Source organism: Actinokineospora diospyrosa (genome assembly GCF_024171925.1).
GTDB lineage: Bacteria > Actinomycetota > Actinomycetes > Mycobacteriales > Pseudonocardiaceae > Actinokineospora > Actinokineospora diospyrosa.
The window spans coordinates 61,382-78,377 of the sequence record NZ_JAMTCO010000010.1; the positions used below are offsets into that span (position 1 = coordinate 61,382).

13 protein-coding genes are annotated in these 16,996 nt (G+C 71.0%); 4 read left to right on the forward strand and 9 right to left on the reverse strand.

The window, feature by feature from the left end; translation table 11 throughout:
* The first annotated feature begins 41 nt into the window (after nt 1-41).
* Entirely contained in the window at nt 42-488 is a 447-nt protein-coding gene (locus LV75_RS20580; protein WP_253888609.1) for an FtsB family cell division protein, read from the forward strand.
* A complete protein-coding gene (locus tag LV75_RS20585; RefSeq protein ID WP_253888610.1) occupies nt 464-982 on the forward strand; it encodes a DUF501 domain-containing protein in 519 nt (172 codons plus the stop codon). Before LV75_RS20580 ends, LV75_RS20585 begins: the two co-directional genes overlap by 25 nt.
* Here LV75_RS20585 and LV75_RS20590 read toward each other — a convergent pair.
* The 8 genes from LV75_RS20590 to LV75_RS20625 all read right to left on the reverse strand — a co-directional run bounded on the left by LV75_RS20590 (nt 961) and on the right by LV75_RS20625 (nt 11,052).
* The gene (locus LV75_RS20590) at nt 961-1,776 is read right to left on the reverse strand and encodes a lysozyme family protein (protein WP_253888611.1); all 816 of its coding nucleotides are present in this window, start codon (nt 1,774-1,776) and stop codon (nt 961-963) included. The two genes, LV75_RS20585 and LV75_RS20590, sit on opposite strands and share 22 nt — an antisense overlap.
* A gap of 206 nt (nt 1,777-1,982) precedes the next feature.
* Nucleotides 1,983-2,816, reverse strand: coding sequence for a class I SAM-dependent methyltransferase (locus LV75_RS20595; RefSeq protein WP_253888612.1), 834 nt, complete (start codon nt 2,814-2,816; stop codon nt 1,983-1,985).
* Nucleotides 2,817-2,878: 62 nt separating this feature from the next.
* Nucleotides 2,879-6,079 (reverse strand): S41 family peptidase, encoded by a 3,201-nt coding sequence (locus tag LV75_RS20600; RefSeq protein ID WP_253888614.1) that lies wholly within the window; start codon nt 6,077-6,079, stop codon nt 2,879-2,881.
* Nucleotides 6,080-6,315: 236 nt separating this feature from the next.
* Nucleotides 6,316-7,233, reverse strand: a complete 918-nt coding sequence (locus tag LV75_RS20605) for a nucleoside triphosphate pyrophosphohydrolase (protein WP_253888616.1) — start codon at nt 7,231-7,233, stop codon at nt 6,316-6,318.
* Nucleotides 7,230-8,222, reverse strand: a complete 993-nt coding sequence (locus LV75_RS20610; RefSeq protein ID WP_253888617.1) for a SurA N-terminal domain-containing protein — start codon at nt 8,220-8,222, stop codon at nt 7,230-7,232. Before LV75_RS20610 ends, LV75_RS20605 begins: the two co-directional genes overlap by 4 nt.
* Nucleotides 8,223-8,275: 53 nt before the next feature.
* Nucleotides 8,276-9,019 carry an ESX secretion-associated protein EspG gene (locus tag LV75_RS20615; protein ID WP_253888618.1) on the reverse strand — a complete coding sequence of 248 codons (744 nt, stop codon included), beginning with the start codon at nt 9,017-9,019 and terminating at the stop codon, nt 8,276-8,278.
* A gap of 460 nt (nt 9,020-9,479) precedes the next feature.
* Nucleotides 9,480-9,794 (reverse strand): hypothetical protein, encoded by a 315-nt coding sequence (locus LV75_RS20620; RefSeq protein ID WP_253888619.1) that lies wholly within the window; start codon nt 9,792-9,794, stop codon nt 9,480-9,482.
* A gap of 109 nt (nt 9,795-9,903) precedes the next feature.
* Nucleotides 9,904-11,052, reverse strand: coding sequence for a PQQ-dependent sugar dehydrogenase (locus LV75_RS20625; RefSeq protein WP_253888620.1), 1,149 nt, complete (start codon nt 11,050-11,052; stop codon nt 9,904-9,906).
* A gap of 81 nt (nt 11,053-11,133) precedes the next feature.
* On the opposite strand from LV75_RS20625, the gene LV75_RS20630 reads away from it, so the two are divergent.
* A complete protein-coding gene (locus LV75_RS20630; protein ID WP_253888621.1) occupies nt 11,134-11,898 on the forward strand; it encodes an enoyl-CoA hydratase/isomerase family protein in 765 nt (254 codons plus the stop codon).
* On the opposite strand, the gene LV75_RS20635 is transcribed toward LV75_RS20630, so the two are convergent.
* The gene (locus LV75_RS20635) at nt 11,872-12,468 is read right to left on the reverse strand and encodes an HD domain-containing protein (RefSeq protein ID WP_253888623.1); all 597 of its coding nucleotides are present in this window, start codon (nt 12,466-12,468) and stop codon (nt 11,872-11,874) included. The genes LV75_RS20630 and LV75_RS20635 overlap by 27 nt on opposite strands.
* Nucleotides 12,469-13,295: 827 nt before the next feature.
* On the opposite strand from LV75_RS20635, the gene mfd reads away from it, so the two are divergent.
* Complete coding sequence (gene mfd, locus LV75_RS20640; RefSeq protein ID WP_253888918.1) at nt 13,296-16,853, forward strand: transcription-repair coupling factor; 3,558 nt, start codon at nt 13,296-13,298, stop codon at nt 16,851-16,853.
* The last annotated feature ends 143 nt before the right edge of the window (nt 16,854-16,996 follow it).

The following is a 16,996-nucleotide window of genomic DNA, read 5'->3' on the forward strand; positions in this document are numbered from 1 at the left end:
GCCGAGGGCGACGTGACCCCGTCGCCCGCAGGCCCGCACGCGTGCGGCGCACGCGCCCGACCACCGCGCAACCGGCCGGGGAGCAGCAGTCCCCGGCCCGGCGCAAGCGCAAGGGCATCCTCGGCCTGTCCACCACCCGGCGGGCCGCGGTCGTGGCGACCGTCGTCTGCGCGCTGGCCCTGAGCGTCGCGGTGCCGCTGCGCAACTACCTGTCGCAGCGCTCGGAGATCGAGGTCACCGAGCAGCGGCAGCGGGAACTGCGCGCCGAGGTGGACGAGCTCACCCGGCGCAAGGAGCGGCTGTCGGACCCGGAGCAGATCCGCGCCCAGGCCCGCGAGAGACTGCGCTACGTGATGCCAGGAGAAACCCCCTACATGGTCGAGCTCCCCAGCGACCCGGCGACCGCGCAGTCCTCGGGTGCGCACGGGAAACCGGCGCCGCAGCAGGCTTGGTACGAGAACCTGTGGGACTCGGTGACGGGCCGGTGACCGTCGACCCCGCCGACCTGACGACCATCGCCGAACAGCTGGGCCGCCAGCCGCGCGCGATCAGGGCCGTCGCCGCGCGCTGCCCGTCCGGGCACCCGGCCGTCATCCAGACCAACCCGCGCTTGGAGGACGGCACGCCGTTCCCGACGCTGTACTACTTGACCTGTTCCCGGCTCGCCGCCGCGATCTCCACGCTGGAGACGACGGGGGTCATGCGCGAGATGACCGAGCGGTTGGCGACCGACGAGGCCCTCGCCGCCGCGTACACGGCCGCGCACCAGTCCTATTTGGACGAGCGGGACGCGCTGGACTCGTTGGGGACGCAGGTGACCGCCGGTGGGATGCCGGGGCGGGTGAAGTGCCTGCACGCACTGGTCGCCCACTCCCTGGCGAAGGGACCGGGCGTGAACCCCTTCGGTGACGAGGCGTTGGTGCTGCTGGCCCCGAACTGGCCGACCGGCGACTGCGCTGGTCAGCCCGCCACGCGGGAGTAAGCGGCGGCTCCGCTGTAGACGGACTGGGCGTAGCGGGTGGACTCGTTGTAGGTGAGGACCGCCTTCCACCAGCCCGCACCGGTGGCGAGGTCGCCGCCGGAGGCGCAGAGGTAGTTGGCGGCGGTGAGCGCCGAGTCGTCCACGTTCTGCGGGTTGGGCGGCGCGCCGTCCCCGGTGGCGCGCAGCGACCAGCGGGACCAGGTGGTGGGCAGGAACTGCATCGAGCCCACGGCGCGGTCCCACTGGGGGTCACCGTCCAAAGTGCCGCCATCGGTGTCCGGGATGGCTTGGACGCCGGGGGATCCGTCCAGCGGCACCCCGATGATCGGCTTGGTGAGCGTGCCGTCGTCGTTGATCTGGGCGCCGCCGTAGCGGCCGTGGTGCGACTCGACGCGGCCGACGCCCGCGAGGGTGGCCCAGGTGATGTTGCAGCGGGGAACGCGCTGCCTGGTGGCGATCTCGGCCTTGGCGTAGGCGAGCAGGGTCCGCCGCGGGATGTCGGTGGCGCCGGCCAACCGGTCGACCCAGGCGTCGAGCTCCTGCTCGGGCACCGGGTTCGCCCGGGGCGGCTCCTCGCCGCGGCGCACCGGCAACTCGGTCACCGCGAACCGCTTGGGTTGCGGCGGCGGGTCACCGTCGTCGAGCAGCAGCACGGTCCCGGCCGCGAGGGCGACCAGGAAGGCGACCAGGGCGAACCGGGCGAGCACTCGGACACCACGTCCACGCCGGGGCCCGGGAGTCGGTTCCAACGGGATGGACAGCGTGGTCGGCTGGGGTGTCGGAGTGGCGGCCACGAAAACCAGGCTACGTGCTCGCGAGCGGTGCTCGGCCGCTGCCTCACTCCGGCGGCCGGTGAGCGGGGCCGTGACCAGCGACGACGCCTGCGGAATTGACCAGGCTCACGCGGAGATCAGCTACCACTCGGCCAGTAAGCCAGCGCGGCGCGGCCTCGCTCCCCCGGCTGGGGAGCGAGGCCGTGACCAGCGGCGGAATCGACCGGCTACGGCTTGACCGCCTGCAGGGCGTAGATCAGCGGGATCCGGGGCGCGTGCTCCGGCAGCGAGAACCACCCGCCTGCACTGGTCATCGTCGACCAGCGGGGCCAGGGCAGCTGTTCGGTCTCGCGCAGCCGGGAGATCCGCAGACCCGCCCCGACCAGCGCGGTGACGACGTCCCCGATGCTGTGCTGCCACTCGAAGGAGACCTTCGCGTCGGGCAGTTCCGGGCCGTCGGTGTACGTCCGGGTGCCGTCGCGTTCGATGGGACCCCGGCCGCTGAGGTAGTCGTGGCGTAGCAGCAGGTCTTCGCTGCCGTCCGGGGGTGGGACCGGGCTCAGCGCGTTGAGCAGCGGGTGGAATTCGACGATGTACAGCTGGCCGCCCGGGCGGAGGAGGCCTGCTACTTGTTCGGCCCAGACAGCCAGGTCGGGGACGTAGCAGAGGGCGCCCTTGCCGGTGTAGACGATGTCGAAGCGGGACTCGCCGAGGGCGGCGACAGCGGCGTGCACGTCGGCTTTGACGTACTCGACCGCCACCCCCTTGGCCTCGGCGAGTTCCTCCGCGGCGCGCACCGACGCCGCGGAGATGTCCAGGCCGACCACGCGCGCGCCCAGCGGCGGGAACGCGATGGTCTCGGCGCCGATGTGGCACTGCAGGTGGACGAGGTCCTTGCCCGCTAAGTCACCCAGGTCGTCCCACTCGAAGTCGGCGAACCACACCCTCGGGTCGCGCCCCGCCACGTCGTAGAACTGCGAAGCGACGTGGATCGGGGTGCGGGCGTCCCAGTTGGCTTCGTTGGCCCGGATCCTGGCGGTGGTCTCGCTGTCGAATCCCATGATCCCCATCCTGCCCAGTGGACCTCCTGCCCAGTGGACCTCCTGCCTAGTGCAGCCCCTGTCTAGTGGAGCGGTGGGATGGCGGGCGGCTTGGCCGACGGGCTGGCGGCCAGCCGGTCCAGCGCGATCTCGATGGCGGTGTCCAACTGCGGGTCGCGGCCCGCCACGTGGTCCTGCGGGCGCATGACGACCTCGACGTCGGGGTCGACGCCGTGGTTCTCCATGCCCCAGCCGGTGCCCTCCATCCAGGTCGCGTACCGCGGCTGGGTGACCAACGTGCCGTCGACCAGCCGGTAGCGCATGTCGATGCCGACCACGCCGCCCCAGGTGCGGGTGCCGACGACCGGGCCGATCTTGAGCGCCTTGATCGCGGCGTTGACGATGTCGCCGTCGGAGCCGGAGAACTCGTCGGCGACGGCGACCACCGGGCCGCGCGGGGCGTCGAGCGGGTAGGTCTCCTCGTAGTAGCCGTCGCGGGCGCGGCCCCAGCCGACGATGCGGCGGCTGAGCTTCTCCACGATCAGCTGCGACAGGTGCCCGCCGCGGTTCTCCCGCAGGTCGACGACGACGCCGTCGCGGCGCATCTCCAGCCGCAGGTCCCGGTGGAACTGGGCCCAGCCGTTGGCGACCATGTCCGGCACGTGCAGGTAGCCGATCCTGCCGTCGGTAGCGGCATGCACGTGCGCGCGCCGGTCGTTGACCCACGCCTGGTAGCGCAAAGGCATGTCGTCGAGCAGCGGTACGACCACCACGCGCCGGGTTGCCCCACCGCCCTTGGGTTCGATCGTTAGCTCTACCGGCGTGCCCGCGGTGCCGACCAGAAGCGTGGCCGGTCCGCGTAGGGGGTCGACCGTGATGCCGTCGACCGCGATGATCGCGTCGCCCTCGCGGACACCGACCCCGGGGGCGCGCAGCGGGGAGCGGGCCTTCGGGTCGGAGGTCTCCCCCGGCACGATCGCGCTGATCCGCCACGCCCCGTCGGCGTCGCGCCCGACGTCGGCGCCGAGCAGGCCCTGCCTGCGCCGGTGGTCGCCGCCGCCGCGGGTGGGCAGGACGTAGGCGTGCGAGGTGCCGAGCTCGCCGTGCACCTCCCAGAGCAGGTCGACCAGTTCGTCGTGCGAGCCGATCGCGTCGACCAGCGGGCGGTAGGTGTCGAGCACCCCGGCCCAGTCGACGCCGTTCATGTCCGCGCGCCAGAAGTGGTCGCGCATGAGGCGACCGGTCTCGTCGAAGGACTGCCGCCACTCGGCCGCCGGGTCCACCCGCACCCGGACCCGGCTGAGGTCGACGGTGATGTTGTCCTCGGAGTGGTCGTCGTTGTCGGCCTTGCGGTCGGCGGGCAGCACCCGCAGCGACCGGCCGTCGCGCACCACGATCCGGCTGCCGTCCCCGCTCGGCCACACCTCGTCGAGGCCGTCGACCAGGGTGTCGACCTTGAGCTTGGCCAGGTCGTAGCGCTCGAGCACCGAGCGCGGCGCGGCCGAGCCGGAGTCGTCGAGGTCGTCGCCGAGCGAGCCGGTGAGCGGGTCGCGCAGCCAGGCGACGCCGCTCTTGACCGCGATCAACCGCGAGTAGCGGGCAGCGGGCACCGGGAAGGACACCACGCGGTCGGCGATGCCCTCGAGGTCGACCGAGGTGCGCGGGGTCTTGTCGTCGTCGTCGTCCTTGGCATCGGCGCTCGAGTCGCCGGAGAACGCCCTGCCCTCGCGGACCGGGGCGAACGGCGACGGGGTCAGCGCGGCCAGCGGCGCCAGGTAGGGCCTGCTGCCGTTGGCGAAGGACACGTCGAACACGTGCACGTCGTAGATCGGGTCGAAGCTGCGCGAGGACAGGAAGGCCAGGTGCTTGCCGTCGAGGGTGAACGCCGGGTCGGAGTCGACGAACCGCAGCGGGGTCACCTCGACCACGGTGAGGCTGGTCGTGTTGACCATCTTGATGTGCCGCAACGGGTCCGGGCCGGGGTGCGACCAGGCCAGCCACGCCGAGTCCGGGGAGAAGGTGACCCCGGTCGGGTCGGACTCGGTCGCCTTGGCGATCTCGCGGACCTCGCCGTCGTCGGCGTCGACCAGCAGCAGCCGCCCGTCGTGGGTGACCACCGCGACCCGCCTGCCGTCGGGGGACGCGGCCAACTCCAGCACCCGGCCCAGCTCGCCGGTCGCGACGCGGCGCGGGCTGACGCCGGGTTCGCGGCCGTCGACCGGCCCGAACTCCAGCGCGTCCTCGCCGTCGGCGTCGGTGACCCAGACGGCTTGACCGGTCGAGCCGAGCACCTGGGGCAGCCGGGCGCGGGTACCGGGTTCGACCGACAGCGCGCGCACGGGACCGTCCCGGTGGGTCACCCAGTGCACGGTTCCGCGTACCTCGACCGCGCTGGCCCTACCGGTGCGATCTGGCCCTACCCAGCCAATGTTGCGGCCAACGTGCACCGGGTAGACCTGCCTTGAGCCGCGCGGGCCACCCAGCTTCACCTCGACCTGTCTCGGCTCGGCCTCGAGGTCGTCGAGCACCCAGATCTCACCCGCCCGGTGGTAAACCACCCGGGTGCCGTCGGTGGTGGCGTTGCGGGCGTAGAAGCCGCTGTGGTCGCTGTGCTTGCGGACGTCGGTGCCATCGGGCGCGCACGAGTAGAGGTTGCCGACGCCCTCGTGGTCGGACAGGAAAGCGACGCGGTCGCCGACCCACAGTGGGCAGACGATGTGTCCGTCCACATCGGACAGAATGCGGCGGAAGTCGCCGTTGCCAGCCGGGTCGGCCCAGACCTTGCCCATCGTGCCGCCGCGGTAGCGCTTCCACCACGCGGGCTCGCGGGAGATGGTGGTGCCGAGCAGGACGCCGCCCTCGGCCGCCAGGTCCAGCGAGGCGAGCGGCCCGTAAGGCAGCCGCTCGGCGGGCGAGCCGTCGAGCGGGATGGCGTAGGCCCAGGTCGCGCGGATCGACGCGCGCCCGGTGGAGGACTTCGCGGTGACGTGCCCGTCGCGGGTCCAGCCGGTGACGGCCGTGTTGACGTCCCCCCAGAAGGTCAGCCGCTCGCTCGGCCCACCGGCCACCGGCGCGACGTGCACCTCCGGCTCCACGTCGCGGGTGCTGCTCCAGGCGATCCCGGTCCCGTCCGGGGAGAACCGCGGGTTGCTCACCGGTACCTGGTCAGCCGACAGGCGCCACGCCCGTCCGCCGTCTACCGGCGCCAACCACACGTCGTCCTCGGCGACGAAGGTGATCAGGTCCGCGTGCAGGTGGGGGAATCTCAGGTAGGCGTCGGTCACCCTGCCAAGTTAGCCACACTCGCGATCCGGCGGTGCCACTTTCACCGCGTAGCCGCGCACCGTCCACCGACTGCCGTAGCGCCGCGCCGCCGAGCAGCGGCACCCGTCCCGGTCAGCCACTTCCCAACCACAGCGCCGCTTTTCCCGAACACGGGCCGGAATCGGCCATGGCCTATGTGGATGACCGCGCGCGGCCCCGGTGATCGGCACCGGACGAACAAGCGGGCCGGAACCGCTCAGGCCGGGGGCCAGTGCGCCCGCCAGGCATCGGCGGTCAGCTCGACCCCGGCCGCCTTGGCGGACTTCTCGGCCGCGCGCACCTGGTCGGCGAAGCGCCGGGCCACCTCGCGCAGGTCGTGCTCCGGGTCGCGCCCGGCGAGCTGGGCCTGCGCCGCCAGGGTGAACAGCCGCTCGCCCACCGAGTCACCCGCGGGCACCAGGTCGGCCGGTAACCCCGCCTTGCCCGCGCGCTGCACCAGCTTCACCGCGAGCGCGACGGCGGGCTGCCCCATGGCGACCCCGTCAACGCTCGACGAGCGCCGCTTCTCCTGCTGCTTCAGCTCGTCCCAGCGGTTCTCCTGGGTCTGCGCGTCCCACACCGCGGGTCCGTCGGCGAACACGTGCGGGTGACGGGAGACCAGTTTGCGCACCAGCGCCGTGGCCACGTCGTCGACGTCGAACGGGTCGTCGGCGGCGTCGGCGGCGAGGCGGGCGTGGAAGAGGACCTGCAGCAGCACGTCGCCCAGCTCCTCGAGCAGGGCGGCGCGGTCACCGTCGTCGATGGCGTCGAGGAGCTCGTAGGCCTCCTCGACCAGGTACCGGCGCAGCGACTCGTGGGTCTGCTCGGCGTCCCACGGGCAGCCGCCCGGGGACCGCAGGGTGTCCATGACCTGCGCCGCCCGGACCAGGGCAGCGCCAGCGGTGCGGTAGACGGGCGCGCCGGGCAGCGAGTACGCCGGGTCGTCGGTGAGCACCACGACCGGGTGGTTCGCGGCCTCGTCGGCCACGTCGGCCGGGAGCGGCCCGTCACCGAGGGCAACATCAACACCGCCACCCGCGTAGACGCGGGTGGCGGTGCGGAGCAGGGGCAGTGCGGCCGCGGGCAGCGTCGTCGCGGTCAGTACCACCACGGCGGTGCCCGGGTGCGGGGTCACTGCTGCTTGGCGTTCTTGATCGGGAAGACGACGCCGACGGTGAGCGAGTCGTCCGCGGCCACGTTCATGTCGGAGGCGTCCCACACGCCGTACCGGGGGCTGATCTTGATGCCCAGCTCCTCACCGGTGGACTGCAGCAGCCTGCGGCCCAGCGAGGTGGCGACCCGGGGGTCGTCCTCCTTCTCGGCGGCGGGCTTGCCGTCGAAGCCGCGCTTGTGGATCACCGCGACCACCCAGTTGGCCTGCTCGGGGTTGGGCTGGAAGGCGATCACCGAGCCTGCCGGGGCGCCGAAGATGACCGTGCCCGCGATCTCGGGGGCCAGCGCGGGGGTCAGCGTCTCGCCCTTCGCGGCCTGAGCACCCGCGGCGACGTCGGCGTCGATGACCTTCGCGGCCGCTTCCGGGCTCTGCGCCATCTGCTTGGCCTTGTCGACGGCCTGCCCGCGCAGCGACCCGGCCGCGGCCTGCTCACCGGCGGCGACCAGGGTGAAGTCGAAGGTCACCGACAGCTTCGAGAGCTGTTCGCGGCCGAACTGGGCCAGCAGCAGGTAGTCGCGGGCGAGGTACTCGGCGTCGAAGGCGCGGTTGACCGCCTGCTGCACGATGGCCTCCGGCGAGGCGCTGCCGTCGTCGGGGAACTCCTGCAGCGACGCGCTGATCTGCTCGGCGAGCTGGGTGACCTGCGCGGGCTCGACGGTGACCCGCTGCTTGGTCGAGTAGTCGGCGATCAGCTCGTGCAGCACCAGCTGGCGCAGCACCGCGCGCGAGACCAGGTTCAGCTTGCGCTGGTCGGCCAGCACGCGGACCGCGGGCTCGACCTTGACGGCCTTGTCGACGAGGTCCTGGACCTCGTTGACCCCGATGGTCTTGCCGCCCACGATCGCGGCGGAGTTCACCTGGTTCGGGCCGCTGGCGCAGGCGCCGAGGACCAGCCCCAACGCGATCAGCGACGCGATGAGTGGGCTGCGGCGGCGGATGACGGTGGTCACAGTGACCAAGCCTCTCACAGCGCACCTGGCGCGGCGACGAGTACCCGCTCGTGTTACGGGCCGTGAGCGGCGCCGCTCTGGCGCAACAGCTGGGTGAGCTGTTCGCGCAGCACGGCAGAGTCCGCCGGGGCGAGGTCGACCCACTGGCGGGCGTCGGCGCGCACGGTGCGCATCAGCGCGTAGCGGCCGTCGTCGGCCACGTCGAACCAGAACAGCGACGGCCCGCGCTCACCGTGCGCGGTCACGCCGAGTTGACCGGCGCGCAGCCGCCGCGCGGCGAGCAGCTCGGTGAGCACCGGGACCTGCTCGGCGTGCTCGGCCCGCCAGCCGCCGCCCGCGACCCGGCCCGCCCGGTCCGCGGGCAGCTCGGCGACGACGGCCGAGGCGAGCGCGGTGATCCCGACGTCGCGGATCAGCACGTCGCCGCCCGCGTGCTCGCTGGGGCCGGGTTCCTGGGTGGCGATCACCGCGCGCCTGCCGACCCGGGCGGCCAGCACCCGGTGCGGGGAGTCGGAGCCGTCCTCGGCCATCCACACCGAGTCCACCGACACCTCGGGGGCGTGCAGCATGCGCAGCGCGGCGTCGAGCTCCGGGTCGACCCGGTCGCCGCGGCCGAGGATGTTCGCCGCGCGCAGCTTGGCCCGGACCCGTTCGTTGACCTCGGCCTGCTCCCGCTGGGTGATGCCCGCGCGGGCGACCTGCAGCGGGTACGGGAACACGTCCATGCCGAGCCGGTCCCACACGTGGCCGAACTCGTCGGGGGTGAGCGTCCAGCCGAGCTGGGTGGTCAGCGTCACTGCTACTCCACGATCACGGGCGGCGCGACCTCGCGGCCTGCGCCGAGCACCTCGTCCTCATCGATCTCCGTCTGGCACCGGCCGCGGTGCTCGGTGTCCCCGCCCCCGTGCGGGGAGCCGTGCGCACGCGTCGACCCGGGCGCTCCGCCGGGCCGGGGCGGGCGCTCTAGCGGGACCCTGTCGCCGACGGCGGCGCGCCGGTAGGGCCGAACTGCTCTGGTCGCACCGCGACGGACCGCAGTCCGGCGCCCGGGACGTCATGTCCGGCCGGGCGGGGTGCGCGGGGAGGTTCTCCGCCGAATATCTCGATGGGACGGGATAGTCGACGGGCCCTGATGGCAACGCATGCGTTGGTGCGCATACCGAAGGGCGGGTGGGTGTCCACTGCGGACCGCCGCCGCACCGGACTCCGCCGCACCGGACCCTGCAGCACCGGACCCCGCTGCACCGGACTGCGGGGTCACCGGCTCCCACCGATCCACCGCAGGCTCTCGAGGTCGGCCTCGGCGCAGCCGTCGGCGATCGCGCGGAACCGGTCCGCCATGTCCCACAGTTCGGCCCGAACCTGCGCCACCCGGTGGTCGAACCCCTGGTAGGCGGCCGCTTCGTCGGCGAACGCGAAGCCCATCTCGGCGCCCGACGCGCGGTTGCCGTAGTCGATGTACTCGTGCACGGTCGCCGCGGCGACCAGCGAGTCCAGCCGGTCGATCTGCGCCATGCACAGCTCGTGGGCCTCACGCGCCTCATCGGGACTGATCGAGAACTGCCCCGCCATGGCCGCTCCTCCCCTGCTCAGCCGCCCTATTAAGGCCGCTCGCCAGGGGAGTCGCCGGGTGCGGGACCTGTGTTACCCGCAATTGTGCGGTCCACGGGGTGGACGCCGCTTAGCCGCCGGCGGGCGTCACCCGCAGGAGCTTGTCGTCCGTCCCGTTGGAGGTGGTGATGTAGAGGGAACCGTCAGGTGCTGTTCGTGCGGCGCGAAGCCTGCCGTGGCCTTGGAGTTCAGCGGGGATGGCGGTGGAAGTGACGTCCCCGTTGGCGTTCAGGGTGAGGAAGAGGGCCTTGGCTCCCTTGAGGGCGGTGATGACGAGCGTGCCGTCCAAGGAGCCCCACTGTGAACCGGTAAGGAAAGCGGCCGCGCAGATGGCTTCCGTGGTCACACCGGATTGCCATTTGGCCGGAATCGCATCTGGGAACCGTGCGAGGTCCGTCATGGGGACGCTCTCGTCGTACCCGGGCACCGTGCCGCCTTGCGACGGGTCCCAGCCGTAGTTGGCGCCAGCCTTCAAGAGGTTGACTTCGTCGTTCTTATCTGGACCGTGCTCGGCGACGAAGACCTGACCGTTAGTCCTAAGCGCCACACCTTGGACGTTGCGGTGACCGTATGTGTAGACCGGGGATCCCGGGATGGGGTTGTCGGGCAACGGCGCGCCTGTCTTCAGATCTATGCGCAAGACTTTGCCCCCGAGCGACTTCTTGTCCTGCGAGGCATCGCCGCGTGCCGTGTCGCCGGTACCGACCAAGAGAGCACCGTCGGCAGCGATGGTGGGTCGACAACCGGAGTGGCGGCCACTAGAGGCGAGCGGTAGGCCAGTCAGCAGCTCGCGGACCCGGGTAGCCATCTGTTCGTCTTCAGTCAGCCGCCAAGTCACCAAGCGGATGTCGACGGGCTGGCCGTTCTCCATGTGCGTCTGGCAAGTGGTGAACTCGCGCGAGGTCGCGAAGTCGGGGTGCACCACCATGCCCATAAGCCCACCCTCGCCGCGGACCTGGATCGTGTAGGTCGCGGCCTTCAACCGGGTCACCGTGTTGCCGGAGACCAAGGCGAACTCACCGTTGCGCTGAGTCACAAGGATCTTGCCGTCCGGGAGGAACCCGATGTCCCACCCGTGGCTGAGCCCAGCGGCAACGGTCTCGACCTTTAATCCCGTGGCCGCCCCAGCGGCTGAGGGCGGTGGTACCGCCGCTCCACTCGAACCGCACGAGGAGAGCACCAGCACGGCGGACAGGACTACCACGGGGGTAGGGCGCATACAGGAAGAATGCCCCATCTCACCCCGCCCTAACTACCAAACCCCAACGTGGGAACTTCCCGCAGGGCTACCGTGACCGGCGTGAGCGAGCACCTCATCCTGACCAGCGACGGCCCGGTGGCCACCCTCACGGTGGACCGGCCCGCGAAGAAGAACGCGATCAGCTACCAGATGTGGGCCGCCATCCCCGGCATCGCCGCCCGCGTCCGCGCCGACGACGACCTGCGGGTCCTCATCATCAAGGGCACCGAGGACACGTTCTCCGCGGGCGCGGACATCAGCGAGTTCTCCAGCCTGCGCCGCGACCCGGCAGGCGCCCGCCGCTACGCCGACGCGATCGAGGCCGCCACCAAGGCGCTGACCGGCCTGGCCAAACCCACCATCGCCGCCATCGACGGCTTCTGCATCGGCGGCGGCTGCGAGCTCGCCCTCGCCTGCGACCTGCGGATCGCCGCCACGGACGCCCGCTTCGGGGTAACGCCGTCCAAGCTCGGCATCGTGTTCAACCTGCCATCGACCAAACAGCTGGTGGATGCAGTTGGCCCTGCCTGGGCCAAACAGATCCTCTTCACCGGCGACATCATCGACGCCGACACAGCCCTGCGGATCGGCCTGGTCAACGAGGTGCACGCGGAACCGGTCAAGAGAGCCGTAGAACTCGCCACAACCATGGCGTCGCGGTCCCAGGTCACCATCCGAGGCGCCAAGGACATCGTCGCCCGCATAGTGGACGGCCGCTACGAAGAGGACGAAGAGGTCCGCTTCATGTACTCAGCCTCAGTAACCAGCCCCGACTACACCGAGGGCGTGGCCGCGTTCCTAGAGAAGCGGACCCCGCGCTTCTAACTCAGCAACCAGGTTCTTACGCGCAGCGACTTCCCACCGCTCTTGCGCCAAGGGAGTCCTATACAGGCTGGGCAACTCCAACAGGCCCTGCAGGACGGCAGCCCTACCAACCCGGAAGGCCTCATCCGGCACGTGCCGGTACTCCTCCCGCACCGCTTCCACATACGCCCAATACCCATCCGACCCCAAAACCGCCAGGTCGGCATCACACAACACCTCACCATTGCGATCACCCGGCACCGTCCGATGCCCAGCGGTGAGCCGAACCAGCCGCGCCACCTCGGCCACCGAGCCCGCATCCACGCCTGCGTCCGGTAGCTCTACCTCCACCAACCGCGCACTCCGCTCCTCATCATCCGGCGCCCCCCTATAGACAGCGTCGTGGTACCAGGCCGCCAACCGCACCAAATCAGGATCCGCGGCGTGCTCGGCCAGAAGATCCACACCGGACAGCACCGCCTCTAGATGCCCAATCCCGTGATACCGCCGATGCGGCTCCGACCACCGCCCCACCAACACCCGCCCCAGGCCCTCGTCCAACCCCAACCCAGCCCACCTATTCAGCACCATGCCCCGCAACGTAGCCCCCACACCCAACCCCTCGAACAACCGAAACACGGTGGTTCCACCCCACCCCCGCAAGATCATCTGCCGCAAGAGCCCCCGATATACAGCCTATTGACCGATCCCGACAGAACCGGGTTAGCGACCACGTCCTGTGGACAACAGAACACGTTGTGGACAACCACCCGCCAACCCACCCGGCCAGCCCCCGGACACTCGGACCCAGCGGTGCCAACCCGCCCCCATCAGGACCGGCCCCAACCCACCGACTCAGCGCCTGGACACTCGGACCCGGCGGTGCCCCCCCCCGTCAGGTCCGCCCCCAACCCGCCTGATCAGCCCCTCGACAGCCAGACCCGTCGGTGCCATCCCAGCCCGCTCTCGGCTGCCCTGCCAACCCAGCACCTGGACAGTCGGAGTCGCTGGTGCCAAATGCTCGATGGGGTGGACCTGTTTTGTGTGGGGGGACGGCAGCCGTAGCGTCGTTCGCAGCAGGGCCATGCTTTTCGGCCCCTGCTTTGCGGTCCTGCCACGGGTGTCGTAGGGGCCCCGCACAAAACAGGTCCACCCCATCGAGTAAAGCTCGAAAATCGCGAATCGGGCCCGATGTTGCCGCCAGGCAACGAGGCGTCCGATCCCGGGTCGCCGAGGTCGCCGCCAGGCGACGAGGCCGACCGATCCCGGGTCGCGAAGTCGTAACAACGAGACCGGCAGCCCGGGGCACGCGAGCCGACCCGCCCCCTCCCCCACACACCGCGACGCATGTCGGTCCCACGCCGTAGGCTGAACAGCGGACCTCACCCCGCACGAAGGACACCCCGCTCGTGTCGAAGCTGCACGGCCTGCTGACCACCCTGCTATCCGACCCCGCCGCCGTCGCCATCACCGACGCCGCGGGTTCTCCCACCAAGACCCTCTCCGGCCCCGTCGCCGCCCGCCCGCTGGTGGTGGCCGCGCTCGCCGCGAAGACCCCGGTGCTCGCGATCACCGCGACCGGCCGCGAGTCCGACGACCTGGTCGCCGTGCTCAGCGACCTGCTCGGCGGCGACGCGGTGGCGGACTTCCCCAGCTGGGAGACCCTCCCGCACGAGCGGCTCTCGCCCAGGGCGGACACCGTCGGTGCCCGGTTGGCGATCCTGCGCAGGCTGGCCCACCCCGAGGAGCACCCGGCCGGGGCGCTGAAGGTCGTGGTCGCCACGGTCCGCAGCCTGATCCAGCCGATGGCCCCCGGCCTGGGCGAACTCGCCCCGGTGCACCTGCGGACCGGGGTCGAGCAGGACTTCGACGCGGTCATCGCCCGCCTCGCCGACCTCGCCTACGCCAGGGTGGACATGGTGGAGAAGCGCGGCGAGTTCGCCGTGCGCGGCGGCATCGTCGACCTGTTCCCGCCGACGGCGGTGCACCCGGTCCGGGTCGAGTTCTGGGGCGACGAGGTCAGCGAAATCCGCCCGTTCGCCGTCGCCGACCAGCGCTCGCTGGCCGGGGAGATCGCCGAGATCACCGCCCCGCCGTGCCGGGAGCTGCTGCTCACCGCGGACGTGCGGGCCAGGGCGGCCGGGCTCGCCGAGGTGCACCAGGCCGACGCGCACCTGCACGAGATGCTGGCCAAGCTCGCCGAGGGCATCCCGTCGGAGGGCATGGAGGCGCTGATCCCGGCGCTGGTGCCCGGTCAGATGCAGATGCTCACCGACGTCGTCCCGGCGGGCACGCACGTCCTGCTGAACGACCCGGAGAAGATCCGGACCCGCGCGCACGACCTGGTGCGCACCGGCCAGGAGTTCCTGGAAGCCTCTTGGATGGCGGCCGCGGGTGGCGGTAAGGCCCCCATCGACCTGGGCGCTTCCGCCTACCGCGACCTCGGCGAGGTCGCCGCGCACGCCCGCGACAACGACCACCCCTGGTGGACCCTGTCGCAGTTGACCGCGCCCGACGAGGACGCCATCAACCTCGACGTGCGACCGGTCGAGGGCTACCGCGGCGAGATCGAGCGCGCCTTCGCAGACCTGCGCGCACACACCTCTACCGGCGGCATCGCTGTGTTGGTCGTACCGGGCGCCGGTACCGCTAAGCGCGCGGTGGAGCAGTTGGCTGAGGCTGAGGTGCCAGCCGTCTTCGCCGAAGAGGGGCTATCGGAGCCCCCGCGCGCGGGCGTCGTCACCGTGGTCTGCGGCGCTATCGAAGATGGCCTCATCGCGCCCGGTTCTAACCTGGTCCTGGTTACCGAAGCCGACTTGACCGGCGGTAGGCACGGCACGTCCACAAAGGACATGTCGACCAAGATGCCGTCGCGGCGCCGCAACGCGGTAGACCCGTTGGCGCTCAAGTCGGGTGACTACGTCGTGCACGAGCAGCACGGCATCGGGCGCTACATCGAGATGGTGCAGCGCACGGTCGCGGGGGCCACCCGCGAGTACCTCGTCCTGGAGTACGCCAGTTCCAAGCGCGGCCAGCCCGGCGACAGGCTGTTCGTGCCGACCGACCAGCTCGACGAGGTCTCCCGCTACGTCGGCGGCGAGCTGCCCACGCTGAACAAGCTCGGCGGCTCTGACTGGAAGAACACGAAGGCCAAGGCCAAGAAGGCGGTCAAGCAGATCGCAGCGGAGCTGGTGCAGCTCTACGCGGCCCGCCAAGCGGCGCCCGGACACGCGTTCGGCGCGGACACGCCGTGGCAGCGTGAACTGGAGGACGCCTTCCCGTTCACCGAGACCATCGACCAGCTCGCCGCGATCGACGAGGTCAAGGCCGACATGATGCGCGGCGTCCCGATGGACCGCGTCATCTGCGGTGACGTCGGCTACGGCAAGACCGAGATCGCGGTGCGGGCGGCGTTCAAGGCGGTGCAGGACGGCAAGCAGGTGGCCGTGCTGGTGCCGACGACGCTGCTCGCCCAACAGCACTTGAACACGTTCTCCGGCCGCATGCACTCGTTCCCGGTCACCGTGCGCGGCCTATCGCGGTTCACCGACGCGCAAGAGTCCGAGCGCACTGTAGAGGGCTTGAGCGACGGGTCCGTCGACATCGTCATCGGCACGCACCGGCTGCTGCAGACCGGTCTGCGCTACAAGGACCTCGGCCTGGTCATCGTCGACGAGGAGCAGCGCTTCGGCGTCGAGCACAAGGAGCACATCAAGGCCCTGCGCACCCACGTCGACGTGCTGACGATGTCCGCGACGCCGATCCCGCGCACCCTGGAGATGTCGCTGGCGGGCATCCGCGAGATGTCGACCATCCTCACCCCGCCGGAGGACCGCCACCCGATCCTCACCTACGTCGGTGGGTACGACGACAAGCAGGTCGGCGCCGCCATCCGCCGCGAGCTCCTGCGCGACGGCCAGGTCTTCTACGTGCACAACCGCGTGTCGTCGATCGAGAAGGCGGCGCGCAGGCTGCGCGAGCTGGTCCCCGAGGCCAGGGTCGTCACCGCGCACGGCCAGATGAACGAGGACCGCCTGGAGAAGATCATCCAGGGCTTCTGGGAGCGCGAGCACGACGTCCTGGTCTGCACCACGATCGTCGAGACCGGGCTGGACATCTCCAACGCCAACACCCTCATCGTCGAGCGCGGCGACATGCTGGGCCTGGCCCAGCTGCACCAGCTCCGCGGCCGGGTCGGCCGGGGCCGCGAACGCGGGTACGCGTACTTCCTTTACCCGCCCGAGTCGCCCCTCACCGAGACCGCCCACGACCGCCTCGCCACCATCGCCCAGAACACCGAACTGGGCGCGGGCATGGCCGTCGCCATGAAGGACCTCGAGATCCGCGGCGCGGGCAACATCCTCGGCGCCGAGCAGTCCGGTCACATCGCGGGCGTTGGCTTCGACCTCTATGTGCGCTTGGTCGGTGAGGCGGTCGAGGCCTTCCGCAAGCACGCCGGGGCACCGGGGGCTGAAGACGAGGAAGACCTCGCCGAGGTCCGGGTAGACCTACCGGTCGACGCGCACATCCCGCACGACTACGTCCCCGGTGAGCGACTACGGCTGGAGGCGTACCGCAAGCTGGCCGCCGCACCGGATACGGCTGCCTTGGACGCGGTACGCGAAGAGTTGGTCGACCGGTACGGGGAGCCGCCTACGCCGGTGGTGAACTTGCTCGCGGTGGCTCGGTTCCGGCAGCAGTGCCGAGAGCACGGGGTTACCGAGGTCATCGCGCAGGGGAACGCTATTCGTTTCGCGCCCCTGCCTTTGCGCGACTCCCAATTGGTGCGGCTCAAGAGGCTTTATCCGAAGGCCACGCACAAGGCGGTGACGAATACCGTCACGACACCCCGGCCGACAGAGGGTGGAGCTGGTGGGCGTATCGGAGCCCCCGTGCTCCGCGACCGCGACCTGCTGGACTGGTGCGTGAAGTTCCTGGAGTCCCTGGAGGTCAAGCCAGCGGTGGCGGGTGTGTGACGGTGCGACCCAGGCGGTGCGTCCGGCGCTGACAACCCGGACGCACCTTGTGACGCTGACCACACCATTCTTGATCAACAGGAGTCTGAGCACGGCGCGAGCGCACGGCTCGCGGTAAGCAGTCCACAAAGGATCTCCAGGCG

What these genes read in the sequence shown, in the direction of transcription:
- LV75_RS20595 (WP_253888612.1), bottom strand. Translation starts at nt 2,816, where the DNA reads ATGGGATTCGACAGCGAGACCACCGCCAGGATCCGGGCCAACGAAGCC.
- LV75_RS20635 (WP_253888623.1), bottom strand. Translation starts at nt 12,468, where the DNA reads ATGGTGCTGAATAGGTGGGCTGGGTTGGGGTTGGACGAGGGCCTGGGG.
- LV75_RS20620 (WP_253888619.1), bottom strand. Translation starts at nt 9,794, where the DNA reads ATGGCGGGGCAGTTCTCGATCAGTCCCGATGAGGCGCGTGAGGCCCAC.
- LV75_RS20625 (WP_253888620.1), bottom strand. Translation starts at nt 11,052, where the DNA reads ATGCGCCCTACCCCCGTGGTAGTCCTGTCCGCCGTGCTGGTGCTCTCC.